The sequence below is a fragment of the Frankia sp. AgB1.9 genome (assembly GCF_016786355.1).
GTDB lineage: Bacteria > Actinomycetota > Actinomycetes > Frankiales > Frankiaceae > Pseudofrankia.
The window spans coordinates 1-24,804 of sequence record NZ_JADWYX010000135.1 but is presented as its reverse complement, the minus strand read 5'-3'; the positions used below and the strand labels follow the sequence as shown (position 1 = coordinate 24,804).

Sequence of the window (24,804 nt, the reverse complement as noted above, 5' to 3'; positions counted from 1 at the left end):
GAGCTGCGTTACCTGGCCGACAACGCCGACCTGGTGGCGCTCGTGGTCGAGCGGCGCTACCTGCCGACGGTCGCGGGGGGGGGGGCGGGCGGCCCCCCCCCCCCGGGGGGCGGGGGGCGGGGGGGCGGGCGCGGCCCCCCCCCCCCCCGGGGGCCGTAGGCCCGCGCCCGGACGCCGCGAACCAGTCAACACAGTCAACACTGCCGCTCGGCTCCGACAATTTCGTCGTGCAGCCGCGCGAACAGCCGCTCGACCCGGTCGTCGGCCACGTTCTGGCTGCCCAGGTACTCGTGGAGCAGCTCGCCCGGGCCGCGCTGGCCGGTGGACGGGCGGCTCGGCCGGTCGCCGGCCGCGGCAGCCGCCGCGGCGGCGAACTCGGGGTCGATCCGGACCTCGAGTGCGTTCGGAAGTACCTCCTGGACCTGCTCGCGCAGCCCGGCCCGAGCCGGCTCACGCACCCAGACCCGCAGGTAGGCGTCGCCGTACTCGGCGGCCCGGTCGGCCAGCTCGGCCACCGTCCCGCGCACGGTCCGCAGCCGCCGGCCCGTCGTCACCGGAATGTCGACGCCGCTCGCCGGCGTGCCCGGCGAGGCGGTGACGACGCGGACGACGGGGGTGTTGTCCTGCTCGCCGAAGTCGACCGCGAGCGGTGAGCCGCAGTACACGACCGGGCAGGGCGCCGGCAGCGTCTGGCGGCGGTGCAGGTGGCCGAGCGCGACGTAGTGCGCGTCGGCGGGGAACGCGGTCGCCGGCACGTAGTAGTCGAAGATCGACTGCGCCAGCCGTTCGCCGCCGCCTAGCTGCCCGCCGGTGACGGTCAGATGGGCGAGGACCAGGTTGACGGCGTCGTCCGAGAACCCGGACCGCAGCGCGGTGAGCAGGTCGCGGACCACCTGGTCGTAGCGGGCCGCGTTCTGGGCCGGCGTCTGGGTGACCAGTTCGGCGGCCCGGATCGCGAAGCGCTGCGAGAGGAACGGCAGCACCGCCACCCGGACAGGTTCGCCGGTGCCCCGGGCGTTGAACGCGATCACGCCGCCCCTGTCCGCCCGCCGGGGCGTGCCGACCATCGTGATCCCGGCCGCCCCCATCAGCGGTCGGTAGGCCTCGAACGAGCGTGGATGGTCGTGGTTCCCGGCGATCACGATGACCTCGGCGCCGGTGCGCTGGAAACCGAGCAGCGTCTGGACAGCGAGCCGCTGGGCCTCGGCCGACGGCGCGGCCGAGTCGTACACGTCGCCCGCGACCAGGACCGCGTCGACCTCGTTGTCCCTCGCGATGCCGACGACCTCGCGCAGCACCGCCTCCTGGTCGTCGAGCCGGCTGCGGCCCTTGAGCGACTTCCCGATATGCCAGTCGGAGGTGTGCAGGAACTTCATGGCGACCGGTCCTTCATGGCGCGGGTCAGAACGGTGCTGGCCAGATCGGTGCTGGTCAGAACGGTGCTGGTCAGAACGGTGCTGGTCAGAACGGCGGCGGGTCGTCGTCGGGGTCGGGCAGCAGCGTGAACGGGTCAGGCCGGGCCGGGGCCGCGACGGCCGCGGGGCCAGCCGTAGGGGAGCCAGCGGCGCCACCGTCCGCGCTCTCCGAGGGCCGGGTCGCCCACGCGGGGAAGGGGAAGGTCACGGCCAGCGGCACCGGGATCTCCGGCTGGGTGACGAACATCGTCCCAGGTTTCGCCAGTGTCGCCCTGGCCCGCTGCCCGGGCGGCAGGAACCCGTACTCCGGCCGGGACGCCTCCGCCGGGTCCAGCCGGCCGACCACCCGGATCGCGCTGTTGGCGATGATCCGGCGCTCCACCTCGCTCGCCGTCTGCTGCGCGCCGACCAGGATGATGCCGAGCGACCGGCCGCGTTCCGCGATGTCGAGCAGCACCTCCTTGATGGGGCTCGTCCCGTCGCGTGGCGCGTACTTGTTCAGCTCGTCCAGCATCGTGAACAGCAGGCCGCCTGACCCGGCCTCCTCCTTGCGCCGGGTCTCCGCCGCCAGCACGACGCCGACGACGAACCGCTGGGCCCGTTCGGGCAGGTTGTGCAGGTCGACGACCGTCACCTGGTGGTCGACCGTGCTCACCCGCCGGCCCGGCGCGTCCGGGATGTCGGCCCGGATCAGCGGCCGCAGCGCCCGCAGCGACGAGCGCAGGCGGCGCACGAACGCGTTCACCGTTCCGGCGCCGGTCGCCGGCCCGGCCCAACGGGACCGGGCGTCCTCGTCGTTGACACGCTCGATGATGAAGTCGACGAGGTTCTCGTACGTCTTGAGGACCTCGCCCTCCAGCTTGACCGCGCCGTCGACGCCGTACGGGACGACGTCCTGCCGCAGCCGGTTCGTCACCTGGTGGACGACCATCGTGTACTGCTGGCGGTCGTCCTCCGCGTCGGCGAAGACGTAGGGGAGCAGCTCGCCCTGGCAGAACTCCAGCAGGGTCCACCAGAAGGCGCTCACCCCCGAGGTACGGCTCGCGACGTTGGGCCGGCCGGTCGTGTCCCCGGGCAGCGGCGGGGCGAAGAAGCCGGCGGACGCGAACGGCTCGGCCGGCAGCCCGAGCCGGTCGTAGACATTGCGGATCTCGTCGGTCAGCCGGTTGTTGGCGTGGTCGAGGAACAGCAGATCCTCGCCCTTGACCGAGAAGACCAGCGCCTTCGCGTTCACCGCTGCCCGGCCGAGCACCCCGCACCGGAAGATCGAGTAGAGCAGGAACAGCGCGAAGCTGGTCTTCGTCGCGACGCCGGAGATCCCGCTGATCGAGACGTGCGCGCCGCGGGTGCCGTCGAGGAACTCCAGGTTGACGTAGATGGGCGTGCCGTCCCGGCCGAGGCCGACGGGGACGCGCCGGTCCATCTGGTCGAAGTACAGCGCGGTGGCCCGTTCGTCACCGGTCGCGCGGCGCACCAGGGCACCCGGCCGCGGCGGGACGTAGATCTCCGGCTCGACCCGGGTCGTCGTCACCTCGGCGATCTCCTGCACCTGCGCGGGCAGCACGCCCTCCGCGATCAGGAAGACGTCCGAGTCGAAGGTCGCCCCCTCGTGTCGGGCCTCCACCTGGGTCACGACGCCGGCCGTCATCACCGGCCCGATGCCGGGAACCTGGCGGACCGTGACGACCACGTCGTCGAGCTGCAGGTAGCTGTCCTCGTCGAGCGCGACGTGGAACAGCAGCGGGGTGGCCTCCTCGGTGCCCATCACCCGCCCGACCGGCGGGCTTGTCAGCGTGTCGGGACCGGCCGGCGCGGCGGCGCCGGGCGAGGTCCCGTTCGGCGTGGCGCCGCCCCGACCGCCGGTCTCTGTCACCGTCACCGGGACCGCACCCCCACCCTGCTAGCTGGAAACCCTGCTCGTTGGCGACACCGTGCTCGTTGGTGACACCCTGCTCGGGTCACACCGGCCGAATTATCCGGCTCGCTGGAAGGCACGCCCGATCTGCCTCGCTTCGGCGTGTCTCGGGCTCCCCGCCGCGGGCCGGCACACCCTATGTCGCGTTCGCACCCCGCTGTCCGGCGCGACAGGTCGGGCCGCGGCCGCGGAATGACTTCCCTTCACCCTGCGACGCGGGTCATACTGTGGATAATGTATAAATCCGCGCCGTGACGCCGCTGCGTCGCCGACCGGGCCGAATGAGGGATGTCGGATGCTGGATTCGAAGATCGTCGGCGGCCTGGTCGTGGATGGCACCGGGGCCGCGCCGTTCCGGGCCGACGTCGGCATCAAGGACGGGCTGATCGTCGACGTCCGCAGGGCCGGGGAGTTACCCGGCGCGGGCGGCATCGAGACCGAAGCCGTCGAGACGATCGATGCGACCGGGAAGCACGTCCTGCCGGGCTTCGTCGACATCCACACCCACTACGACGGCCAGGTCACCTGGGACACCCTGCTTGAGCCGTCCAGCGGCCATGGCGTGACGACGGTGGTCTCCGGCAACTGCGGCGTCGGCTTCGCCCCGGTGACGCCCGGCCGCGAGGAATGGCTGATCAAGCTGATGGAGGGCGTCGAGGACATCCCCGGCACGGCGCTCACCGAGGGGATGACCTGGGGCTGGGAGTCCTTCCCCGGCTACCTGGACCGGCTCGCCGACCGGGGGCTGGCCGTCGACTTCGGCGTGCAGATCGGGCACGGCCCGCTGCGGGCCTACGTCATGGGCGACCGGGGTGCCCGCAACGAGCCGGCCACGCCCGACGACATCGAGGCGATGGCGCGCCTCGTCCAGGAGGCCGTCGAGGCCGGGGCGCTCGGCTTCTCCACCTCGCGGACGCTCGCCCACCGCGCCATCGGTGGCGAGCCCGTCCCGGGCACCTTCGCCGCCGAGGACGAGCTCTTCGGCCTCGGCCGGGCGATGGCCCGAGGTGGCCGAGCGGTGTTCGAGCTCGCCCCGACGGGCGCCGCGGGGGAGGACATCCTCGCCCCGGCCCGGGAGCTGGACTGGATGCGCCGGCTTGCCCAGGAGATCGACCGGCCGGTCTCGTATGCCCTGTTGCAGGTGGACGCCGCGCCCAACCTGTGGCGTGAGCTCATGGAGACATCCGCCGCCGCGTTCGAGGCCGGGGCACCGCTCTACCCGCAGGTGGCCGCGCGCCCCTTCGGCCTGCTGATCGGTTTCGCCGGCCTGCACGCCTTCTCCCATCGGCCGACGTTCCGGTCGCTGAGCCACCTCTCCCCACGAGAGCGCGGCTTCGAGCTGGCCAGGCCCGCGGTCCGGGCGGCGATCCTCGCCGAGCAGGACCTGCCCGTCGACCGGTCGCTGCAGTTCGACGGCATCAAGGACCTGATCGCGGTTGCCCTCGACCGGCTCTACGCGATCGGTGACCCGCCCGACTACGAGCCGACCCGCGAGCGCACAGTCGCGGCCATCGCCGAGCAGCGCGGAGTGACGGGCCTGGAAGCCCTCTACGACCTGATGCTGGAATCCGCGGCCGGAACCGATCACCCGGCCACGTCCATGCTGATGATCCCGTTCTTCAACTACTCGGACGCCAACCACGACGCCATCCGCGAGATGCTCAGCCACCCGGCGGGCGTCTCGGGCCTCTCGGACGGCGGCGCCCACTGCGGCACGATCTGCGACGCCTCCTACCCGACGTTCCTGCTCACCCACTGGGCCCGCGACCGTACCCGGGGTGAGCGTCTCCCGCTCGAGCTCCTGGTCAAGAAGCAGAGCGCCGACACGGCCGCCCTGTTCGGCCTCGGCGACCGTGGCGTCGTCGAGGTCGGCAAGCGCGCCGACCTGAACGTCGTCGACCTCGACCGCCTGACCCTGCACACCCCCCGAATGGCGTACGACCTGCCCGCCGGCGGCCGCCGCCTCATCCAGGACGCCTCGGGCTACGACCTCACCATGGTCGCCGGAACCGTCACCCGCCGAGGCGGCAAGGACACCGGCGCCCGCCCCGGCCGCCTCCTGCGCGGCGCCCGCTGACCGCGCGTCCCCGGCAGGCAGGCCGACCTAGCCACCTCCCCCAAGGCTCGCCCGGTTCGGCCTCCCCATGATCGCTGTTTCGACCCTCCGGTGGTCGTATCTGGCGCCGTTTCGTAGCCACCCGAGGGCGAAAACAGCGATCAAGGCAGCGGGCAGACGTCGACGGTCACGGCGCTACGCCAGCAGGCTGGCGAGGGTGACGAAGCCGTAGCCGCGGTCGCGTAGAGCCGCGATGATCTCCGGAAGCGCGTCCGCGTCGAGCGTCGAGTGGTCCTGCGGGTGTGAGCCCAGGTGCAGCAGGACGATCTCGCCCGGTGTCAGCGCGGCCACCACCCGGCTGGTGACCGACTCCGCGCTGCGCCCGCCCGAGGTGCCCTGCCACCCGAGGGTGTCGACGGTCCAGCGGACCGTGACGTAGCCGAGCGTGTTCACGGCGGCGATGGTCCGCTGGTCGCGTTCACCGAACGGGAACCGGAAAAGCGGCCGTGGGTCACCCCCGGTCGCCACCCGGATGTCGTGTTCGGCGCCGAGGATCTGGTCGCGGATCGCGGAGTCGGTCAGCGTGGTGAAGGACGGGTGGGTGGCCGAGTAGTTGCCCAGCCGGAATCCGCCGACCGCTATGTTCCGCGCCTGCGCCGGATAGTCGTCGGCGAAGTCCCCGGTGAGAAAGAACGTCGCCGGCACGTGTTCACGCGTCAACGTCGCGAGGATCAGCCCGACGCCGTCGGCGTTCGCCCCGGCGTCGAAGGTGAGCGCGACGACCTTGCGGTCCGTGGGAATCCGGTCCCAGTCCCGCCCGAACAGCCGTCCCGGCACGCCGGCGCCGGGCGTCGGCGGCGGGCCGATCGGCGGCAGCGAGACCCGCGGTAGCGGCAGCGGAACCGGCGGCAGGGAAACCGTTGGCAGGGAAACCGACGGCCTGGCCGCGATCGCCGCGGGCAGGGCAGTGGCGGTCGGGGTCGCGACCTGGGACGGCGGTTCGGTCGCCGGGGCGCCCGATGTCGGGGCGCTCGATGTCGGGGCGCTCTGTGTCGGGGCGACAGGCGAGGCCTCGGCGACGACCGGGCCGGGGGAGAGCACCCGGCCGGTGGACCGGGTGGGGGAGGTTCCGGCGGCGCACGGCCGGCCGGACCCGTTTTCGCAGGCGGCGACGGTGACCAGCGCCAGGCCCACGAGCGCGCCGAGGGTGGCGGCGCGACGTCTGCGTCTCACGGTGGATGTGACGTCGCCCCCAAGGACCGGGTTGCCCCGCCTCCGGCGCGTCGCCTTCCGCGTGTCGAGCCCGCCCGCTGCTCGCCAGCAGCCGAACCCTGTCGAAGGCGGCGCTAGGAAGCGGCCGCTGGAGCGGCCTTGTGGCTGAAGGCGAGCTCCTCGGCCGGGCCGGTGCGTCGCAGGTGCAGCAGACCGAGGCCGGTCAGCAGCAGCATCACGCCACCGAGCACGAAGCTGGCGATCGCCGCGATGAGCGCGATCTGGCCGAGCTTCCAGAACCCGTAGGCCTCCAGCAACAGGCCTCGCAGCGTCTCGCCCCGGAACAGCGTCTCCACCTGACCGGTGAGCTTGGCGTTGTTCGGGTCGGCCTGGGCCTTCTGGCTGACCTGCGCATAGGTCTGACCGTCGGCGGCCTCGCTCAGGTGAACCTTGATGAAGTGGTCCGCATAGGCTTCGGCCTGCGGCCCGGTGACCAACTGCTGGCCGGCGTATTTGTTCAGGTACGGCCCGATGCGAGGGTCGGCCAGTGCTTTACTGCCCTTGGCTGGGAAATAGATCTGCTCGGCGGCCAGCTGGTTGCGCACGTTGTCGTTCGCGAAACTGTGACCCCAAAGCAGAAGTCCACCCGCGATGAACAGCACCACCGCGACGACGAGCCCGCCCGTCGACAGCAGAAAATCGAATGTTCTGCGACGCATCATGCCCTGCCTTCTGGGTCCGCCGGTGGCACCGGCCGTTACTGAGAAAGATTCTCAGCACGGCGGGCCTCCCGATCAGGAGCGACCGGCCCTGATCTGACGTAGCCGTCGGCCTACCCAGGCCGGTAACACCCGGCCTCTCGCGCTGGTGCGTTCGGCCCGCGGACCATGGGACCGATCGGCCCGCGTCGACGGGCCTCGTTGTTCGCCAGTGATCCGAGCTGGGTCCTGACGCGCGCGGGGAATCGTCATTGATTCCACCCGAGCGGTGCCCGTCACGAGTGCTCAGTCTGGTGGGGATGGCGCGCGATGGTGACGAGCTCGCTGGCCGGCTCGCCGGCGAGGCGTCGGCGCAGCGAGCCCGCGATACGGGTGGCCTGTAGCTTGGCCCGTTCGGCGCGCTCGCCCTGGAACAGATCGTCGATCGTGCCGGTCCACAGCTCGATCCAGCGGGCGAAATGTTGCGGGCCCAGCGGGGCCTTTGCGTGCAGCGCGGCGTGGACGTGCAGCGCGTTGCGATGGTAGGCGCCGGCCTGAAAGAGCACGGTTTCCCAGAAATCGCACATGATCGGCAGGTGGGCGGCCAGGTCGAGACGCGCGACGTCGACGAAGATCGGGCCGAGCAGTGGGTCGGTGAACGCCCTGCCGTAGAACGCGGTGATGAGCGCGGCGATGTCGTCGCGGCCCGCGATGTCCCGGACCGGCGCGTGTTCCGTGCCGGCGGTCACCGGAGGAGGGCCTGGGCGAGCAGGACCCCGAGAGTCGGCAACAGGATCACTTTGAGGGCCTCCAGGACGATGTAGGCGACGTGCCGGTGGGAAGGCGGCGGCGGGTTTCCCGCGATCACCTGCTCGGCCCGCCGGTCGAGCGCGGGGCGCAGGGCCGCCAGCTGGATGGCGAGAACGCCGAAAACCGCGGCGGTCACCCCCCACGCCGGGGCAGCCGGTGCGTGCAGGGCCAGGGCGACCAGAAGGACTGCCGCCAGGCCGACCTCCAGCCGGTTGACCGCGCGGAACACCAACCGGCCGATGCCCAGGCCTAACGGGATCGTGATGCCGGGCGCGCGGAACTTCAGCGGCGCCTCGAGAAACGAGATCCCGGCCACGAGCCCGAACCAGACGAACGGGATGGCGACCTGAAGGACCGCCGCGGTGTCACGCACGGGATCTCCCGCGGGCCGGTCCGGACGGGGCCGTCAGGTGTGCCACGCACAGGCCGGGCTCGGCGAAGGGCACGAGCCGGGTGTCGAGAGGCGGCGCCCCGAGGTGTTCCAGCGCTCCGCGCAGGAGTCCGAGGTGCAGGGTGCAGACCACGTCGGGATGAGCCTTGGCGACGCCAAGAAACGGGCAGGCGTGCAGCAGGAGGCGCTGGCCACCGGGTTCACCGGCGAGTTCGGGGTCGAAGCCCACCTCGGTGAACAACGCCATGACCTCCCGCATGACGTCGCCGAGCGCTCGAAGCTCGCGGCCCGGCGGCCTGGCGACGGCCGTGGCGACGTCGCGTGACCGCGCCGAGAAGCGCTCGTCGGCCCAGGCTCGGCCGGCTCGCTCCGCCCGCGCGGCCTTGTCAGCGGCGCTGTCGGCCAGGTTGGCCGCGAGCGCGCCGGCGAGCTGCTCGTAGGCGCCTCGGTCGTCGCCTGGGCTGGTGGATGTGTAGGTGACCCGTGGGCGACCGGGCGTCGAACGCGGCCGTGGCTCGGAGACGACGAGGCCGGCGGCGGCCAGCCGGTCCAGGTGGAAGCGGACCGTCGACACAGCCAGGCCGCTTTCCTGGGCGAGCTGGTGGGCGTCGAGCGGCTCAGGGGCCGCGCGCAGGAGGCGAAGCAGGTCCAGGCGGCTGGCCACGGCCAGCGCACCGTGGCGGCGGCTGCGGTCGGCCGCTGGATCGCCTTCCGAGGCGACGCGCGGGCCGCCCCCGTTCGGCGCAGGGCGCCCGTCGGGGGCTGCCGGCCCGGGGCCGCTGGTCATGCCCGCGCGGGGTGGTCGGCGACCAGGGGGGTGTCGGCGCCGACCACGCCGACCTTGCCCGCTCCACCAGGCGAGCCCAGCGCGGTGTCCCGGCCGGGCAACGGCTCGGCGAAGAACCGGGCGTTGTCGGCGATGGACGGCCGCCGTGCCTCGGGGACATCGTCCTCGTAGGCGATCGCCTCGACCGGGCAGACCGGCTCACACGCCCCGCAGTCGACGCACTCGTCGGGCTGGATGTAGAGCGCGCGGCCACCCTCGTAGATGCAGTCGACCGGGCACTCGTCGACACACGCCCGATCCAGGACGTCGATGCACGGCTCAGCGATCACATATGTCACGGCGTACTCCTCGATCGGCGGCCATCCCCGACCGAGTTTACACAGCAAGCATCGTTTTTATTGAGGCCACCCGGGCTGCCGTGGAGACCGGATGTCCACCGCGGCCCCGGCTGTCGCGTCTGGAAGGGTGACGGACTCGGCGGAAGGGGACGGACATGCCGGATGCGGGTGCATCGGCGCGCGCCGGCACAGCGTCGAGCGCCTGGTCGCGGCCGTGCCGGACCTGGACACGTCTACGCCTCACTTCGGATCACCCGGCGCTACCAGGCGACGATCCTCACGGGCTGCTGGCTCGGGCCTCGGTTCAACGAGGCCCTGGGCGTCCGCGTCTGCGACCTGAACCCGCTGCGCGGGGAGATGGTTTTCGGCAGGGTCGTCGTAACCCAGAACGGCAGCCGGACCTCCACCGAGAGGCTGTCCAAGACGGAGGACGCCCGACCGTCCCGGTGTCCAGTTGGTGATGGATGCGTTCCAGGCGCACATCGAGGTCCTCCGGCCGGGCAATGGTCGCGAGGACTTCCTGTTCGTCACCCACAAGGGCACCCACCCGCTGCGCGGCGACTTCTCCGGAGACGTCCTGAAGCTGGCGCTCGCGCGGGCCGGGCTCGGTCACCGCCGAATCACCTGGGTGTCCCTGCCGCACACGGCGGCGTCGCTGATGTTCGACGCGGGCCTGAGCATCTTCGAGGTCGCCCAGCGGCTCGGCCATCACTCCCCGAACCTGACGGCCGAGGTCTACACGCACCTGATGCGGGAGCGACACGACGAGGGTCGGGTAGTGATGGAGCGGTACCTGCGGGAAGGGCGGAAGGCGGTCTAACGCGGGCCTCAGGGCCTCCCGTTTTTCTTCCGTTCTCCGGCTCGGCGTCAATGCCTGTGCGGGTCGCCGGTCGGGCCAAGGGTGGCGCAGCCAGTGCGAAGGACCGCCCGAAGGGCGCCCTTGACGCGGCCGGTGTCCCGTCAGTTCCCCGGCGCCCCGCCGGGGAACGGCCACTCCGCGATTGGCGGATTAAGCCGGTACAGGGCTGTAACCTCCGCCGTGGCTCCCCGCGGCCGTCCGCGTTGTGTCTTAGCTGGACGATTCCGCCCTGCCGATCCTGGCCTACTTGGCTTGACTGATTGCGATCTTGCGATCAGGCGGCTGTACTCCGAATTTCTCGATCACGAATCGCCAGAACAGTGGCACCGCACCGGACAGAGGACGTTCGACGGCCTCGGCGTAGCCCGTGACCGATAGATGCTCGATCAGTACGTGTCCGTCCAGTGGCGGCCGGAGAGATCCCGGAGCGCGGACGGCGATGACGCCGAACGGCGGCTCCGGCACCGGCGTCTCAACGACGATCAGGTCGTGCATCGAGGTCGTGGCCGACAGAGCGCCGGCACGGTCGCCCTCCATGACAGTCGTGACGATGTCGGCCAGACCCTGAAAGCCCGGAGAAGCGGCGGCAAGCTCTCGGTAGAAGCTGTGGATCTCGTGCCAGTCCCGGGCAACGTAGCTGTACGAGGACAACTGCCAAGCAGGACGGCGGCGCACCCAACCATCGTTCCAGATCCCGGCCCGAGAGCGTCGCTGTCAACGGAGCCGAGGCCAGCTCGGTCGCCGCGTCGACGGCCGTCGCACTGGCCAGGCGGCGAGCCCGTCCCGTCGCGTGCCGCCGGCTACCCAGGGATTATGAGATCTTCGGATGCTTGTCTGTAGTCGTCCGCTGATGTCCGCTGGTGCAGGTCACGGCCGGTCTGGACTCCACCGACGTCCACGCTCGTCCATCGTCGTCCGCCGGCTTGGCTGCCAACCTGGCTGCCGGCTCTTGATCTCTTTGCGCCGTTCGCCATCTGGCTCGACTGCAATCTGTCGTCGCCCAGTCGCAAGCTTCCTCCGGCGCCCGGCGCATCTCACCGCAGTATTCTCCACCGTCACGGCTACTCGTAGTTGGTTCGCCAGAACAGTAGGCCGACTGCCAAGTCACTACGAGAGCCTTCAATGACTAGGAGTAGCGCGAGTGCTGTGAATCCTCCGGCGACGACGGCACTAATCCACAGCACTGGGTCGATGAATCCGAATGCGCGAACGAGAACGATATACCAATACACTAGAAGTGCGAACGGGATTATCGCCGAGAGTGCGCGCAGTGTGGCGACCAGGAATTTGATCATTCCATAAGACCAAGTATCAGACTGGTGCCATGAGAGCGGGCCGAATATAGCCGAACCGCGAGGCGTAACGAATCTGCCGAGACGGCTCGCATGGAATGACGGACGGTACGCGCGATCAAGGCCAACGGCAAGCCGTTTGGCATATTTTATCCGAACTGCGCACGTTATGGTTTCGTAGATTAGATATGCCGCGATCGCCGGAAGAACCTTGCGGATCGAAGAGAGATCTGTCACCGTGAATCCGGCCAGCTGCACTCCAGAGACCGCTGCTCTATTCATCAGCTCCATGAATCCCGTCGCTAACAGGAGGGCAAGAATTGAGCGGCCTTGAATCGTTTGACTGTCTCGGATTATCTCAATGAAACGTTCATGAAGTTTCTCTGCAGCTTCTGGAAGATCCGGATCCGAGAGCGCCTCCCGAACTAGATCTTCCAGCCGTCTGTTGGGATCCGGGGCTGACGACATTCACTCTCGATTCTCCGAGATCTTCGTTGGCAAGCCGACCCGTACCGCAGGCGCGCCAGCGCCGAGAACGGAAGCGGCGCGGCAGCATTCTCCTTGACCAGCGACCGGCGAACCTTCCAACCGGGGTTCGAGCTGCGTGGCGTGGGCGTCGTTTGGTCGCAGCCTTCCCTGTCCAGCTTTTCGGTGTGTAGCGCTCAGGACGGCAGGTCCCAGCCTACGACCGTAGCAGTCATCGTGTTGTCGCCGGCTACAGACCCGTGCGAGAAAGCCACGGCACCTTTCGGAGTGCTGGCCACAATGAAGCGGTCAGAAGTGGGCGACAGGACCTCGGAGGAAGAGTGAGACGATCGCCAAGATGCCGGTTACCGGCCCGAGCCATCGTTCCCAGGACCGCGTCGAATCCGGGCCGTCGGGCCCACGCCCATCCGGTCCGTTGTGACCGTACATGATTGCCCCCGCCCGCAGTATGTGACGGAAAGCTTACCGAAGATCCGAACTAGCCAGATTCCCACCCGGAGGCACCTGCCGTCTGATCGCCTCCTGTGCCCCTCGGCGACCCCGCCTGACCACTCGTCATGCCCCTGGCCGGCCATCCTGCTGTCGTGTTCGTGCAGGTCGGCGCCGGAGGCCGTGCGGGGCTTCTGCCGGTCAGGGCCCGGGACTAGAGGCGCCCAGGCTTGTCGGACACACCGCGGCCGATTCCTGCCGTTCTCTGGGAACGCCGACGATCAGACCAGGACTGGTCGCCAGACCGGTGACTCGCCGGCGAGCATGGCGCGCCAGCGCCACGCGCAGCCGTCGCGCGGCGCGGTTCTTGATCTCTAAAGAGAACCATTCGGCAACCAGCGGCCGACGTAGCTCTCGCGGCTTACCGGTCCAGGCCTATCCAGGTGGCCAGGGCGCGCAGGGTCTCGGTCGAGCGCTTTTCGGCAAGGGCCAGTGCTCATTGGTGCGGTCGGCGTCTGCGGCCCGTGCCGTGGCCCCCGCGGACCGGAGGTGCAGGTAGCCGTAAACCGAGACGGCCTCGGGCTGGTTTTCGGCAACGAGGGATTCGAGGTCATCGCGGGCGCGTTGGAGCATGGCCAGGCCTGTGTCGAGATCTCCGACGGCCACGAAGTCCTGGGCGCGCTTGGTGACTCCGAGGGTCATGCGCAGGGGGTCGGCAGACTGAGGTGCGATCACGTCGTACTGGTCGGCCAGGACCAGGGCGAGGTCGAAGTAGCCGAGTCCCCGCGTGAAGCCGCGGCCGGCGCCGATGGCCTCTGCCCACAGGCGCATGACCCGCTCGCGTTGGGCCCCGGTGTACACATGGGACGCCAGACGGAGATCGGCCAGAACTTCCGGCAACTGGACTCCGACAGCGGCGAGGTCGCCTGCCTCGGCTTGGCCGGACAGTTCGGCAACGGCGGCCCGGAGTTCGGCAACGCTCAGCGCGGCCCGGTCGGTCTCCGGCGCTAGGAACGCCGAGAGGATCTCTCTGCGAAGTGGCGGGACCAGATCATGGATGGCGTGATCGCCACGTCCGTTGGACCGGAACAGCTGGCCGGTGAGCTGCCCACGGTCGAGGTCAAGCGAGACGGCGCTGATCAGCGCAGGGGACGCGGGCCGCTTGCCCTGCTCGACCTTCGTCAACAGGCTGTGGGACACGTGCGCCCGGTCGGAGAGTGGCGCTGGTTCAGCCCTCGGAGCTTGCGTTCGGCAGCGATCCTCGCGCCGATATGCGCACCGCTCATATGCTCGCAAGCCGTCCTGGTGACCATCGCCATGCAGTGACCATCGTCATCCACACGTCTGTGCTCAGGGAAGTCACGTCGGACATGTGCGCTTCGTGCGTCATCTCGCTGCGTTCTGCCCCGCCTACCATCCGCGCTGGATCCCGGGCGTGCGCTCTCGGTAAGTCGTCCGCCCGGGCTCCCCGAGCGTGGCGGTGGAGGTCGTACGGCGAAGACAACAGCGATAACGATCACCTTGGGCGATCAAGGCGACTTCCGGCCGGTGACGGTCGACGTGCCGGTATTGCCGCGCCTCGAAGGAGACGGGGTCGTCCTGGCGAGGTCCCCATGGACGAAGGATCGGGACGAGGGCGGACCCAAGCCGATCGCCTTGCTCTGGCTGCACCGGTCGTACCTGATCCGCTTCGCGCTCCACTTCGCGACTGAGTGCCCGCAGGTCGAGACGATCGTGATCTGGCCGCTCGGCGTCGCGCCCGAACTTTCGGCAGCGGCGTTCGCGGTCGGTCGTGCTCTTGGTGCGCGTCGCCCGGTGGGAGGTCCACCGCTGGTCACCTGCCGGGTCCGCCCACCCATGAGGCGAACTCGACCGGCCGTTCAGGACAAGGTCACGGCTGACGTGAACGACCTGACCTACGAGCTGATCGTGTGGGAGCTGGCCGTTCCGGCAGCGGTTCAGCCGGCGGTGGGGACTGCCCGCTCGGAAGCGACGCAGGCTGCGGCGTGATAGCTACGCGCCCGGCAGGACCAGCGGCGCCGAGACGCCAAATGTAACTGCGACGGTTACATTTCGAGTTACATTTCCCGGCGATCATGAGCCGTGGGTGCGCTATGAGGCCTGGGCTAGGCCGTTCCTCGTCGATCTTCAGGTCCGGCGCCGCATCCAGCCGAGGCACCTGGGCCGGATGTCTGCCGATCTTGGCCGCGTCGGTCGTTCGCCGACACGTTGGTGCCTGTGATCGCCGTTTCGGCCCTGTAGTGGTCGTGGAAACGCCCAGGTCACGACCATGCCAGGGCCAAAACGGCGATCAACCGCCGGCAGCCGAGGCCGCGCACGGCGACGATCTCCGACGAGATCAACTCAGGACGAGGCCAGCACCTGACGGACCTTCACCGCACCTGTCGAAGATCCACGGGATACACCCTGTCCGCTGGCGCCGGTTGGGCGGTGTTCCGCAGGCTGTTGGCGACCGTGCTGCCCGGACCCGCAAGGCTGACCACAAGTGTGGGTAAGCGGTGGTCGAGATCTAGAACGCTGGCGGAGCTGCCGCTAGCACCGCCCTTGCGACCTGCTTTCGCGGGTGCCCCCGGGAGCCGTATGCGGCATCCACCTGGCTGTGACATGGGGTCCGGGGCTCGGCCCCGGAGCAACATGGCGCGGGAGCCCGGGAGCAAACCCAAAGGGTTTGCGAACAGGGGATGCCGATCGTGTGCCCCCGGCAGGATTCGAACCTGCGCACCTGCCTCCGGAGGGCAGTGCTCTATCCCCTGAGCTACGGGGGCGTACTGGCCCGAGACTGCTTGGACATGCGTCTCGCCGCCGTATCGCCTTGGCAACGAGGCATACCGTACCAGGTGCGATCGCCGGACCGGGGAGCGGGCTCGCCGTAAGCTTCCGCCGTGCACCTTGAACCCCCGCGTGTCCTGGTCGTCGACGACGACCCGACTCTGCGCCAGCTCGTGGTCGTGAACCTGGAGCTGGAGGGTTTCGAGGTCCATGAGGCGGTGGACGGTCAGGACTGTCTGGAGCGGATCCACGAGATCGCTCCTGCCGTGGTGACGTTGGACATCATGATGCCCCGGGTCGACGGCTGGGAGGTCGCGAGCCGGCTACGGGGGGACCCCGCGACCGCGGACATCAAGCTCATCGTGCTGACCGCCGCCACGCGCGAGGCGGACATGCGCCGGGGCGCCCGGGTCGGCGTCGACTACTACCTGACCAAGCCCTTCGACCCGGACGACCTGATCGGCGTGGTGCAGCGCCTGGTCTCGGGCCAGCGGGTCTGAGCCCACTGGTCTCGGGCCAGCGGGTCTGAGCCCACTGGTCTCGGGCCCGCGGGGCTGAGCCGGCAGCGGGACGAACCGCAGGCCCCGCGCTTCTCGTAGATCTTGGCCCGTCGTTCATCGACAGCGCCCGCTCTTGATCGGCGTTTGGGCCCTGGGGTGGTCGTAAACAGAGCTCAGTCATGACCACCACAGGGCCGAACTAGCGATCATGGATGGGCAGCATGGGCGCCCACGCGCCGCAACGGAGATCCAGAAAGCGGTCCCGGTGCGGCTCCTGGCTCCCGGTCGCGGGTCGGTGGCGGGGCAGACTCGAGATCCAGGCGGATTTATGCCGGCGACTACTGTCCGACCGCGCCGATAGCATCGCGGCATGACTCCCGCCGACCTTGCCGACGTGATCGTGTCGGCCGTCCGCGCCGCGGTGATGGACGGTGCGATCGACGTCGCCGTCCCCGCGACGGTTCCGGTGGAGCGCCCGAAGAACCCGGAGCACGGCGACTACGCCTCCCCGGCGGCGCTCCAGCTCGCGAAGGCGGCCCGCCGCGCGCCGCGCGAGGTCGCCGAACTGCTCGCCGACCGGCTGCGCAAGGACCCGGGAATCGCGACCGTCGACGTGGCCGGCCCCGGCTTCCTGAACATCAAGCTCGCCTCGGACGCGCTCGGCGAGGTGGCCCGCGTCATCGTGCGGGCCGGCGAGGCCTACGGCCGGGCGCCCGAGCGCAGGGGCACCCGGGTGAACGTCGAGTTCGTCTCGGCGAACCCGACCGGCCCGGTCACCCTCGCCTCCACCCGGTGGGCCACGGTGGGCGACGCGCTGGTGCGCATCTTCGACGCGGCTGGCTACGACACGGCGGCCGAGTACTACGTAAACGACGCGGGCGTGCAGATCGCCCGGTTCGGCGCGTCGGTGCTGGCCGCCGCGAAGGGCGAGCCGACGCCCGAGGACGGCTACCACGGCGCGTACATCGCGGAGATCGCCGCGAGCGTTCTGGCTGAGCACCCCGACCTCCTGGCCGGGGACGACGCGGCCGCGCTAGCCGTCACGACCCGTGACGGGCTTGCCCTGATGCTGGCCGAGATCACCGCCACGCTCGAAGGCTTCGGCGTCCACTTCGACGTGTGGAAGTCCGAGCGCTCGATGCACGACGCCGGCGAGCTCGAGGCGGCGGTCGTCGACCTGAGGGCCCAGGGCCACGTCTACGAGGCGGACGGCGCGGTGTTCCTGCGCACCACCGACTTCGGCGACGACAAGGATCGGGCGCTGATCAAGTCGGACGGTCAGCCCACGTATTTCACGGCCGACGCGGCGTACTACCGGGACAAGCGGCGCCGGGGCTTCGAGAAGATCGTCATGCTGCTCGGCGCCGACCACCACGGTTACGTCGGCCGGCTCAAGGCCCTCGCGGCCTGTTACGGCGACAACCCGGACGAGTCCCTCGACGTGATCATCGGCCAGCTGGTGACGCTGTCACGCGGCGGCGAGCCGGTGAAGATGTCCAAGCGGGCCGGCAACTTCCTCACGCTGGCCGATCTGGTCGACGTCGTCGGCGTGGACGCGGCGCGGTACTCGCTGGTCCGCTCGTCGATCGACTCGTCGCTCGACCTGGACCTCGACCTGATCGCGAGGCAGACGAACGACAACCCGGTGATCTACGTGCAGTACGCGCACGCCAGGATCGCGTCGCTGCTGCGCAACGCCGCCGCGCTCGGGATCACCCCGGCGAACGGACCTGGTGCGGTCCTCGACGGGATCGACGTGTCGCTGCTGGCGCATCCCCGGGAGGGTGACCTGCTGCGGGCGCTCGGCGAGCTGCCGACCGTGGTCGCGTCGGCCGCGTCGTTGCGGGCGCCGCACCGGGTAGCCCGGTACCTGGAAGAGCTGGCCGGGACCTACCACCGGTTCAACGACACCGCCGCCTGCCGGGTCCTGCCGCGCGGGGACGAGGAGCCGACTCCGCTGACCGGTGCCCGGCTGCTGCTGGTCGAGGCCACCAAGGTGGTCCTCGCGAACGGGCTGCGGCTGCTGGGTGTCTCGGCCCCGGAACGCATGTGACCCCGAAGCGCTAGACCCGAATGTGACAGCTAGGCCCAACTGTGACTTCTGGGCCCGAATGGATGTGAATGTGATGTCGCAAGCCTCGGGCGCCTCGGCGACGACGCCGGTGGCGGTACCCGTGGCGCCGCTGGAGGAACAGGTGTGGCCGGCGACGGCCGCGCTCGACTCCGACGGGGTGCTGCGGATCGGTGGCCTGCGGGTCGACGAGCTGGCCGACGAGTTCGGCACGCCGGCCTTCTTCCTCGACGAGGACGACTTCCGGGCCCGCGCCCAGGCGTGGCGGGCCGGCTTCCCGGACGGGGACGTGTACTACGCCGGCAAGGCCTTCCTGTGCCGGGCGGTGGCCCGCTGGGTCGCCGACGAGGGGCTCAGCCTGGACGTCTGCACCGGCGGCGAGCTCGCCGTCGCCGCGTCGGTGGACTTCCCGCCGGCCCGGCTGCTGTTCCACGGCAACAACAAGTCCGTCGAGGAGCTGCGCCGGGCGGTCGCCCACGGCGTGGGCCGGGTCGTGGTCGACTCCTTCGCGGAGATCGAGCGGCTCGCCACGGTCGCCCGCGCCGCGGGTGTCCGCCAGCGGGTGCTGATCCGCGTCACCCCGGGCGTCGAGGCGCACACTCACGAGTACATCGCCACCGGCCAGGAGGACCAGAAGTTCGGCTTCTCGCTGGCCAGCGGCGCCGCGCTTGACGCCATCGGCCGGGTGCTGGCCGCCGCGGACGCGCTGGAGCTCGTCGGCCTGCACGCCCACATCGGCTCGCAGATCTTCGACACGGCCGGTTTCGGCCTGGCCGCCCACCGGATGGTCGGCCTGCTCGCCACCGTCCGCGACACCCACGGCGTCGAACTGCCCGAGCTCGACCTCGGCGGCGGCCTGGGCATCGCCTACACCGGCGAGGACGCGCCGCTGCCGGTCGCGGACGTCGCCGACCGGCTGCACACGATCGTCGGCAAGGAGTGCGCGAGCGCCGGGCTCGCGGTGCCGCGGCTGGCGGTCGAGCCCGGCCGGGCGATGGTCGGCCCGACCACGATCACCCTCTACCGGGTCGGCACCGTCAAGGAGCTGCCCGGTCTGCGCACCTACGTCAGCGTGGACGGCGGCATGAGCGACAACATCCGCACCGCCCTCTACGACGCCCGCTACACCGCTCGGCTGGTCTCCCGGCCTGGCGCGGCCGAGCACCGCGTCGTCACCCTCGTCGGGAAGCACTGCGAGTCCGGCGACGTGGTCGCGCACGACGTCTCCCTGCCCGCGGATGTCGCGCCCGGCGACCTGGTCGCCGTCCCCGCCACCGGCGCCTACCACCGCTCGATGGCCAGCAACTACAACCACGTCGCCCGCCCGCCGGTCGTCGCCGTCCGCGCCGGCGCCGCGCGGGTCGTCGTCCGGCGTGAGACGGAGGACGACCTGCTGCGCCTTGACGTCGACGATCCGGCCGGCGCGGACGCCGCCGGGCCGAAACCGGGGGAGGCCAGCCGATGAAGATCGCGCTGCTGGGTTGTGGCGTCGTCGGCTCCGAGGTGGCGCGGCTGCTGGTCGAGCAGGCCGCCGACCTCACCGCGCGGGTCGGCGAGCCGCTGGAGCTCGCCGGCATCGCCGTGCGGCGGCTCGACCGCCAGCGGGACGTGCCGGTCGGCCCGGAGCTGTTCACCACCGACGCCGCCGGGCTGGTCTCCCGTGACGACGTGGACATCGTCGTCGAGGTCGTCGGGGGCATCGAGCCGGTCCGCTCCTGGCTGCTCGCGGCCCTCGGCGGGGGGAAGTCGGTCGTCAGCGCCAACAAGGCGCTGCTGGCCTCGGACGGCTCGACCCTGCATGACGCGGCCACGGCCGCCGACGTCGACCTGTACTACGAGGCCGCGGTCGCCGGGGCGATCCCGCTGCTGCGGCCGCTGCGCGAGAGCCTCGCCGGGGACAGGGTCCGCCGGGTGCTCGGCATCGTCAACGGCACCACGAACTTCATCCTGACCCGGATGGACGAGACCGGGGCGTCGTTCACCGACGCGCTGGAGGAGGCGACCGCCCTCGGCTACGCCGAGGCCGACCCGACGGCCGACATCGACGGCTACGACGCGGCGGCCAAGGCGGCGATCCTCGCCCAGCTCGCGTTCCACACCCGGGTCACGCTCGCAGACGTGCACCGTGAGGGCATCGCCGCCGTCACCGCCGCCGACATCGCCAGCGCCAAGGCGATGGGCTGCACCGTGAAGGCACTGGCCATCGCCGAGCGCTCGTCCGAGCGGCCCGGGGTGAGCGTCCGGGTGCACCCGGCGATGGTGCCCCGCTCGCACCCACTGGCCAGCGTGCGCGAGGCGTTCAACGCGGTGTTCGTCGAGGCGGAGGCCGCGGGGCAGCTGATGTTCTACGGCCGGGGCGCCGGCGGCTCGCCGACGGCGTCGGCGGTGCTCGGCGACCTCGTCGCGGTCGCCCGCAACCGGGTCGCCGGCCGGCGTGGCCCGGGGGAGTCGGCCTACGCCGACCTGCCTGTCCTGCCGATGGGTGAGACCATCACCAGCTACCACGTCAATCTCGACGTCACGGACAAGACCGGTGTCCTGGCCACCGTGGCCGGCGCGTTCGCCAACCACGGCGTGTCCATCCGCAGCGTGCGCCAGGACGGCCGGGGTGACGATGCGAGCCTTGTGCTGGTGACCCACGCCGCCGCGGATGCCGCGCTGGCGGCGACAGTTGAGGACCTGCGGGGTCTGGACATCGTGCGCGCGGTGGCCGGGGTGCTGCGGGTCGAGGGAGGTGAGCCATGACCACCACGACCACGTCAGCCACGACCACGTCATCGGCGCGGCCGGTGGACGGGCACACGAACGGGAGCGCAGGAGTGGACATCACGGGTGCGTCGAACCCGTTCGTCGGGCCGGGCCGGGCCGCGCCCAGGACCTGGCGCGGGATCATCGAGGAGTACCGCGACCGGCTGCCGCTGCCCGCGGACGCCCCGGTCATCACCCTGCTGGAGGGCGGCACCCCGCTCGTCCCCGCCGGCCACCTGTCCGAGGTCATCGGCTGCGACGTGCACCTGAAGGTCGAGGGCGCGAACCCGACCGGCTCGTTCAAGGACCGCGGCATGACGATGGCGATCAGTGCCGCCGCCGGCGAGGGCTCGAAGGCCGTCATCTGCGCCTCCACCGGCAACACCAGCGCCTCCGCCGCGGCCTACGCGGCCCGGGCCGGGATGATCTGCGCGGTCCTGGTCCCCAGCGGGAAGATCGCGCTGGGCAAGATGGCCCAGGCGCTCGTGCACGGGTCCCGGCTGCTGCAGCTCGACGGCTCGTTCGACGACTGCCTGCGGGTGGCCAGGGAGCTGGCCGACGCCTACCCGGTGACGCTGGTCAACTCGGTCAACCCGCTGCGGCTGGAGGGCCAGAAGACCGCCTCGTTCGAGATCGTCGAGGCGCTCGGTGCGGCCCCCGACATCCACTGCCTGCCGGTCGGGAACGCGGGCAACATCACCGCCTACTGGCGCGGCTACCTGGAGGCGGACAAGGAGGCCGGCACCGGCCGGCCGCGGATGTTCGGCTTCCAGGCGGCCGGCGCGGCCCCGATCGTGCGCGGCAGCGTCGTCACCTCGCCGCAGACGATCGCGACCGCGATCCGGATCGGCAACCCGGCCTCCTGGGACTTCGCCGTCGACGCGCGTGACTCGTCCGGCGGGCTGATCGACGCGGTGAACGACCGGCAGATCCTGGCCGCCTACCGGCTGCTCGCCCGCACCGAGGGTGTGTTCGTCGAGCCGTCCAGCGCCGCGAGCGTCGCCGGGCTGCTCGCCGCGCACGAGGCCGGCAAGATCGACCCGGGCCAGCGGATCGTCTGCACGGTCACCGGCAACGGTCTGAAGGACCCGGACTGGGCGATCAGCGGCGCGGCCAAGCCGGAGACGATCCGGCCGACCGTCGCCGGCGCGGCCGAGGCGCTCGGGCTGCGGCAGTGAGCCCTGCCCGTCGCGCGCCGGCCCCGCCGCCGCCAGCCCGGTCGGTCAGCGCGACGGACAGGGCCCAGCCTTGACGGGGGTCTTCGGCCGCTCGTCGGTCAGCTCCGCGGCGGGCCCGGCTGGTGGCTTGACCGACCTGGGCCACGCGGTGTCCGGCGCCGGCCAGGCGGGCTCCGAGCCGGACGAGGGCGGGCCCCGGGTCGGCGTCCGGGTCCGAGTGCCGGCCACGAGCGCGAACCTCGGGCCGGGTTTCGACGCCTACGGGCTGGCCCTCGGCTACTACGACGACGTCGAGGTGACCCTGCGGCGCCGTGGCCTCTCGGTCAGCGTCACGGGAGCCGAACAGGTCTCCGACGGCGAGGACAACCTGGTCGTGCGCGCGATCCGCGCCACCTTCGACGAGCTGGGCCGGCCGCAGCCGGGCCTGGACGTGCGCTGCGTCAACCGGATCCCGCACGGCCGCGGCCTCGGCTCGTCCGCCGCGGCGATCGTGGCCGGCGTGGCCGCCGCCTGGGCACTCGACCCGGACGGCTATCTGACCGCCGCGGCCGGTGACGCCGGCTCGGGCGTCCCCGCCGGCCTCTCCAGTGGGGCCGACGCATTCGACCGGTCCGGGGCGCTGCGGGTGGCGACCGCGATCGAGGGCCACCCCGACAACGTCGCCGCCGCGCTGTTCGGCGGCTTCACCGCCGCCTGGACCGGTCCCGACGGCGTGGCGGTCCACCGTGCGGAGCCGATCGCCGAGCTGCGCCCGGTCGCGTTCGTACCGTCCGCGCGGACGTCGACCTCGGCCTCGCGTGGCCGGCTGCCCGAGCTGCTGGCCCATGGGGACGCGGCGTTCTCGGCTGGGCGCGCCGGCCTGCTCGCTCTCGCGCTCACGCTGCCCGTCAGTGCGCCCGGTGGCCAAAGTGCCCCCGGTGGCCGATCCGGCCCCGGCGGCCTCGCTGTGCCGGGCAGTCACGGTGTCCTCGGCAGCCACGGTGTCCCGGTTGACGCGACGGCCGCCGTCGCCGCGCGGGCTCGGCTGCTGATGGCGGCCACCGAGGATCGGCTGCACCAGCCCTACCGGCTGCCCGCCGTGCCCGAGTCGGCCGCCCTGGTGGAGCGGCTGCGGGCGGCCGGGGTGGCGAGCGTGCTGTCCGGCTCCGGCCCGACCGTCCTCGCTCTCGCCGTAGGTGGCACGCAGGCCGCGACCGCGGTTGGCGTACCCGCCCCCGGTTTCGCAGTCCTCCCACTGGCCGTCGACCGTGACGGCCTCCGGGTCACCTCGGCCGGGAGCCGATAGCGCCTGGCGGTCGTGCGGCCCCGCGTGGTGGGAGCGCCCGAGCGCCGGGCCGGGCCGGCGGCCGATGTCGCCGCCGGTGTCGCTGTCGCGGCCGGCCATTGCACCGGCCGCGCGGGGCGCCGCCGGTCGGCCGCCGAGCCGTTGCCGGGCGTGGCAGGGAATAGCCGGCCCGTGGCGGGCGCTGTCGTCTTGGCGACGGTCTCTGGCAGTGCCGGTGATGGCCGCCCACGCGCCGGCTCGGCGACTCGGCACGGCAAGTTGACCGGCAGCTGGCGACGATCTCGGCGACGGGCAGCTGTTCGGGGACATTGAGGCGAACCGGCCTGTTTTGCGGCGTGACCTGGGTGACCTTCGAGGTCGATCGCGTCGACGTCGACGGCGGCGGGTACGGTGAAGAGGCGAGAACCGCGGTTTCGGGACGAGCTGTGTGACCCGAGGCGCGAGGGGACGGCCATCGGCCCGCCGATGGCCGAAATCGCAACCTCGGCGTTAGGACAACCCCAGGTTGTTGCCGAGGTGTCTCCGTCTGGATAGTCTGATGGCTGCACCCGCCGCGCCGCGGCGCGTGCTCGCCCCGCCGGTCTGGCTGGAGCTTTCTCTAGTCCGTCCTGGTACAGGATTCCGGTGCCTCGCGCCTCGCCGCCGTTGCCTCGGCTCGACACCGGCGATGTGGCGGGTGAGCCTGGTCGCTGACCTTCGGTCAGTTTTCCGGGTTGGCCCGCGATGTCTCCCGGGGGCGACGACCCCCGGATCCCGCGGGGATTCCGGGTTCGTTCGCGGCCGTCGGCCTCTGTGTCGCCGATGGGCGCGTCATTCGGCCCGGCCAGCGGCGATATCTCCCGTACCTGTAAGCCATGTAGGCGGTGGAGCCAGGTGACGGGGGTCCATACGCATCACCCGGCTCGAGAGGAGCCGGTTCCTTCAGGGAAGGAAAACCTTGAGCGACACCACCGACGTGCTGCCTGAGAGCGCACGTGAGTCAGCGGCGCCCGCACCGCTCCCCGTCAGCCAGCCGGCCGCGCTTGCGCCGACGGCGCCGGCTGCTCCGGTGCTGGTAGAGGACGGGGCCGGCCAGGTGCCGGCGGACGACGCGACTCCAGGCTCGGCCACTCCGCGCCGTCGCCGTAGCGGTACCGGCCTTCAGGCCATGCTCCTGCCGGAGCTGCAGTCCATGGCGAGTTCGTTGGGGATTCAGGGCACCGGCCGGCTCCGGAAGGGGCAGCTGATCGCCGCCATCCAGAACGTGCAGAACGGCTTGGCGCCCATGGCGAACGGCGCCGGCGCCGAGCCCGAGGAGCAGGCCGCGGAGCCTGCCGCGCCTCGGGCGAGGAGCCGGCGCGTCACCCGCGGCATCGTCAGCCCCGAGCAGGCCGAGCTTGTCGAGGCGCCGGCCCGGGAGACCACCGAGCCGCCCGCCGCCGACCAGCCGGTCGCGGCGGCCCCCCCCCCCCCCCCCCCCCCGCCCCCGGGCACCGCGGTGCCCGGCCGCCGGGTGCTGGACCGCGCGAATGCCGCGCCGGCCGGCGACGACCTGTTCGACGGGG

General features: G+C 71.3%; 21 protein-coding genes and 1 tRNA gene. 10 read left to right on the top strand and 12 right to left on the bottom strand.

What is annotated here, in order from left to right:
* Positions 1-194 precede the first annotated feature (194 nt).
* Complete coding sequence (locus tag I6A60_RS35150) at positions 195-1,376, bottom strand: exonuclease SbcCD subunit D (RefSeq protein ID WP_203024517.1); 1,182 nt, start codon at positions 1,374-1,376, stop codon at positions 195-197.
* An 85-nt stretch (positions 1,377-1,461) separates the two neighbouring features.
* Positions 1,462-3,294: an ATP-binding protein gene (locus tag I6A60_RS35145; protein ID WP_203024516.1), complete on the bottom strand. Its 1,833-nt coding sequence runs from the start codon at positions 3,292-3,294 to the stop codon at positions 1,462-1,464.
* A 331-nt stretch (positions 3,295-3,625) separates the two neighbouring features.
* Here I6A60_RS35145 and I6A60_RS35140 point away from each other — a divergent pair, with 331 nt between their 5' ends.
* Positions 3,626-5,407 (top strand): amidohydrolase family protein, encoded by a 1,782-nt coding sequence (locus I6A60_RS35140; protein WP_203024515.1) that lies wholly within the window; start codon positions 3,626-3,628, stop codon positions 5,405-5,407.
* Between the two features lie 174 nt (positions 5,408-5,581).
* On the opposite strand, the gene I6A60_RS35135 is transcribed toward I6A60_RS35140, so the two are convergent.
* The 6 genes from I6A60_RS35135 to fdxA form a co-directional block, all read right to left on the bottom strand.
* On the bottom strand, positions 5,582-6,619 hold the full coding sequence (locus I6A60_RS35135) for a polysaccharide deacetylase family protein (protein ID WP_203024514.1): 1,038 nt from the start codon (positions 6,617-6,619) through the stop codon (positions 5,582-5,584).
* A gap of 113 nt (positions 6,620-6,732) precedes the next feature.
* Positions 6,733-7,320, bottom strand: coding sequence for a hypothetical protein (locus I6A60_RS35130; RefSeq protein ID WP_203024513.1), 588 nt, complete (start codon positions 7,318-7,320; stop codon positions 6,733-6,735).
* 272 nt (positions 7,321-7,592) lie between these two features.
* Positions 7,593-8,045, bottom strand: a complete 453-nt coding sequence (locus I6A60_RS35125) for a group III truncated hemoglobin (RefSeq protein WP_203024512.1) — start codon at positions 8,043-8,045, stop codon at positions 7,593-7,595.
* The gene (locus tag I6A60_RS35120) at positions 8,042-8,479 is read right to left on the bottom strand and encodes a hypothetical protein (RefSeq protein WP_203024511.1); all 438 of its coding nucleotides are present in this window, start codon (positions 8,477-8,479) and stop codon (positions 8,042-8,044) included. Before I6A60_RS35120 ends, I6A60_RS35125 begins: the two co-directional genes overlap by 4 nt.
* Positions 8,472-9,161 (bottom strand): metalloregulator ArsR/SmtB family transcription factor, encoded by a 690-nt coding sequence (locus tag I6A60_RS35115; protein ID WP_203024510.1) that lies wholly within the window; start codon positions 9,159-9,161, stop codon positions 8,472-8,474. Before I6A60_RS35115 ends, I6A60_RS35120 begins: the two co-directional genes overlap by 8 nt.
* Positions 9,162-9,280: 119 nt before the next feature.
* Complete coding sequence (fdxA, locus tag I6A60_RS35110; protein WP_203024509.1) at positions 9,281-9,622, bottom strand: ferredoxin; 342 nt, start codon at positions 9,620-9,622, stop codon at positions 9,281-9,283.
* Between the two features lie 460 nt (positions 9,623-10,082).
* On the opposite strand from fdxA, the gene I6A60_RS35105 reads away from it, so the two are divergent.
* Positions 10,083-10,442: a tyrosine-type recombinase/integrase gene (locus I6A60_RS35105; protein WP_203024508.1), complete on the top strand. Its 360-nt coding sequence runs from the start codon at positions 10,083-10,085 to the stop codon at positions 10,440-10,442.
* A 282-nt stretch (positions 10,443-10,724) separates the two neighbouring features.
* Here the strand turns inward: I6A60_RS35105 and I6A60_RS35100 are convergent, their stop codons facing one another.
* The 3 genes from I6A60_RS35100 to I6A60_RS35090 all read right to left on the bottom strand — a co-directional run bounded on the left by I6A60_RS35100 (position 10,725) and on the right by I6A60_RS35090 (position 13,873).
* Positions 10,725-11,156: a hypothetical protein gene (locus tag I6A60_RS35100; protein ID WP_203055802.1), complete on the bottom strand. Its 432-nt coding sequence runs from the start codon at positions 11,154-11,156 to the stop codon at positions 10,725-10,727.
* A gap of 386 nt (positions 11,157-11,542) precedes the next feature.
* Entirely contained in the window at positions 11,543-12,241 is a 699-nt protein-coding gene (locus tag I6A60_RS35095; protein WP_203024506.1) for a hypothetical protein, read from the bottom strand.
* Positions 12,242-13,123: 882 nt separating this feature from the next.
* The gene (locus I6A60_RS35090) at positions 13,124-13,873 is read right to left on the bottom strand and encodes a hypothetical protein (RefSeq protein WP_203024505.1); all 750 of its coding nucleotides are present in this window, start codon (positions 13,871-13,873) and stop codon (positions 13,124-13,126) included.
* 363 nt (positions 13,874-14,236) lie between these two features.
* Here I6A60_RS35090 and I6A60_RS35085 point away from each other — a divergent pair, with 363 nt between their 5' ends.
* Entirely contained in the window at positions 14,237-14,698 is a 462-nt protein-coding gene (locus tag I6A60_RS35085; RefSeq protein WP_203024504.1) for a hypothetical protein, read from the top strand.
* Positions 14,699-15,402: 704 nt separating this feature from the next.
* On the opposite strand, the gene I6A60_RS35080 is transcribed toward I6A60_RS35085, so the two are convergent.
* Positions 15,403-15,474 (bottom strand) — tRNA-Arg (locus I6A60_RS35080).
* 117 nt (positions 15,475-15,591) lie between these two features.
* Between I6A60_RS35080 and I6A60_RS35075 the strand changes: the two genes are divergently transcribed.
* The 7 genes from I6A60_RS35075 to I6A60_RS35045 all read left to right on the top strand — a co-directional run.
* Entirely contained in the window at positions 15,592-15,978 is a 387-nt protein-coding gene (locus I6A60_RS35075; protein WP_203024503.1) for a response regulator, read from the top strand.
* A 370-nt stretch (positions 15,979-16,348) separates the two neighbouring features.
* Positions 16,349-18,031 (top strand): arginine--tRNA ligase, encoded by a 1,683-nt coding sequence (gene argS / locus I6A60_RS35070; RefSeq protein ID WP_203024502.1) that lies wholly within the window; start codon positions 16,349-16,351, stop codon positions 18,029-18,031.
* A 73-nt stretch (positions 18,032-18,104) separates the two neighbouring features.
* Entirely contained in the window at positions 18,105-19,514 is a 1,410-nt protein-coding gene (gene lysA, locus I6A60_RS35065; protein WP_203024501.1) for a diaminopimelate decarboxylase, read from the top strand.
* Positions 19,511-20,794 (top strand): homoserine dehydrogenase, encoded by a 1,284-nt coding sequence (locus I6A60_RS35060; RefSeq protein ID WP_203055801.1) that lies wholly within the window; start codon positions 19,511-19,513, stop codon positions 20,792-20,794. Before lysA ends, I6A60_RS35060 begins: the two co-directional genes overlap by 4 nt.
* Positions 20,791-21,975 carry a threonine synthase gene (thrC, locus tag I6A60_RS35055; RefSeq protein WP_203024499.1) on the top strand — a complete coding sequence of 395 codons (1,185 nt, stop codon included), beginning with the start codon at positions 20,791-20,793 and terminating at the stop codon, positions 21,973-21,975. The genes I6A60_RS35060 and thrC overlap by 4 nt, the downstream gene beginning before the upstream one ends.
* Before the next feature lie 127 nt (positions 21,976-22,102).
* Entirely contained in the window at positions 22,103-23,260 is a 1,158-nt protein-coding gene (locus I6A60_RS35050; protein ID WP_238436895.1) for a homoserine kinase, read from the top strand.
* Between the two features lie 937 nt (positions 23,261-24,197).
* Positions 24,198-24,804 (top strand): Rho termination factor N-terminal domain-containing protein (locus I6A60_RS35045; RefSeq protein ID WP_238436894.1); only part of this gene is annotated, 607 nt, incomplete at its 3' end.

What these genes read in the sequence shown, in the direction of transcription:
- I6A60_RS35150 (WP_203024517.1), bottom strand. Translation starts at nt 1,376, where the DNA reads ATGAAGTTCCTGCACACCTCCGACTGGCATATCGGGAAGTCGCTCAAG.
- I6A60_RS35140 (WP_203024515.1), top strand. Translation starts at nt 3,626, where the DNA reads ATGCTGGATTCGAAGATCGTCGGCGGCCTGGTCGTGGATGGCACCGGG.
- I6A60_RS35130 (WP_203024513.1), bottom strand. Translation starts at nt 7,320, where the DNA reads ATGATGCGTCGCAGAACATTCGATTTTCTGCTGTCGACGGGCGGGCTC.
- I6A60_RS35105 (WP_203024508.1), top strand. Translation starts at nt 10,083, where the DNA reads ATGGATGCGTTCCAGGCGCACATCGAGGTCCTCCGGCCGGGCAATGGT.
- I6A60_RS35095 (WP_203024506.1), bottom strand. Translation starts at nt 12,241, where the DNA reads ATGTCGTCAGCCCCGGATCCCAACAGACGGCTGGAAGATCTAGTTCGG.
- argS (WP_203024502.1), top strand. Translation starts at nt 16,349, where the DNA reads ATGACTCCCGCCGACCTTGCCGACGTGATCGTGTCGGCCGTCCGCGCC.
- lysA (WP_203024501.1), top strand. Translation starts at nt 18,105, where the DNA reads ATGTCGCAAGCCTCGGGCGCCTCGGCGACGACGCCGGTGGCGGTACCC.
- I6A60_RS35060 (WP_203055801.1), top strand. Translation starts at nt 19,511, where the DNA reads ATGAAGATCGCGCTGCTGGGTTGTGGCGTCGTCGGCTCCGAGGTGGCG.
- thrC (WP_203024499.1), top strand. Translation starts at nt 20,791, where the DNA reads ATGACCACCACGACCACGTCAGCCACGACCACGTCATCGGCGCGGCCG.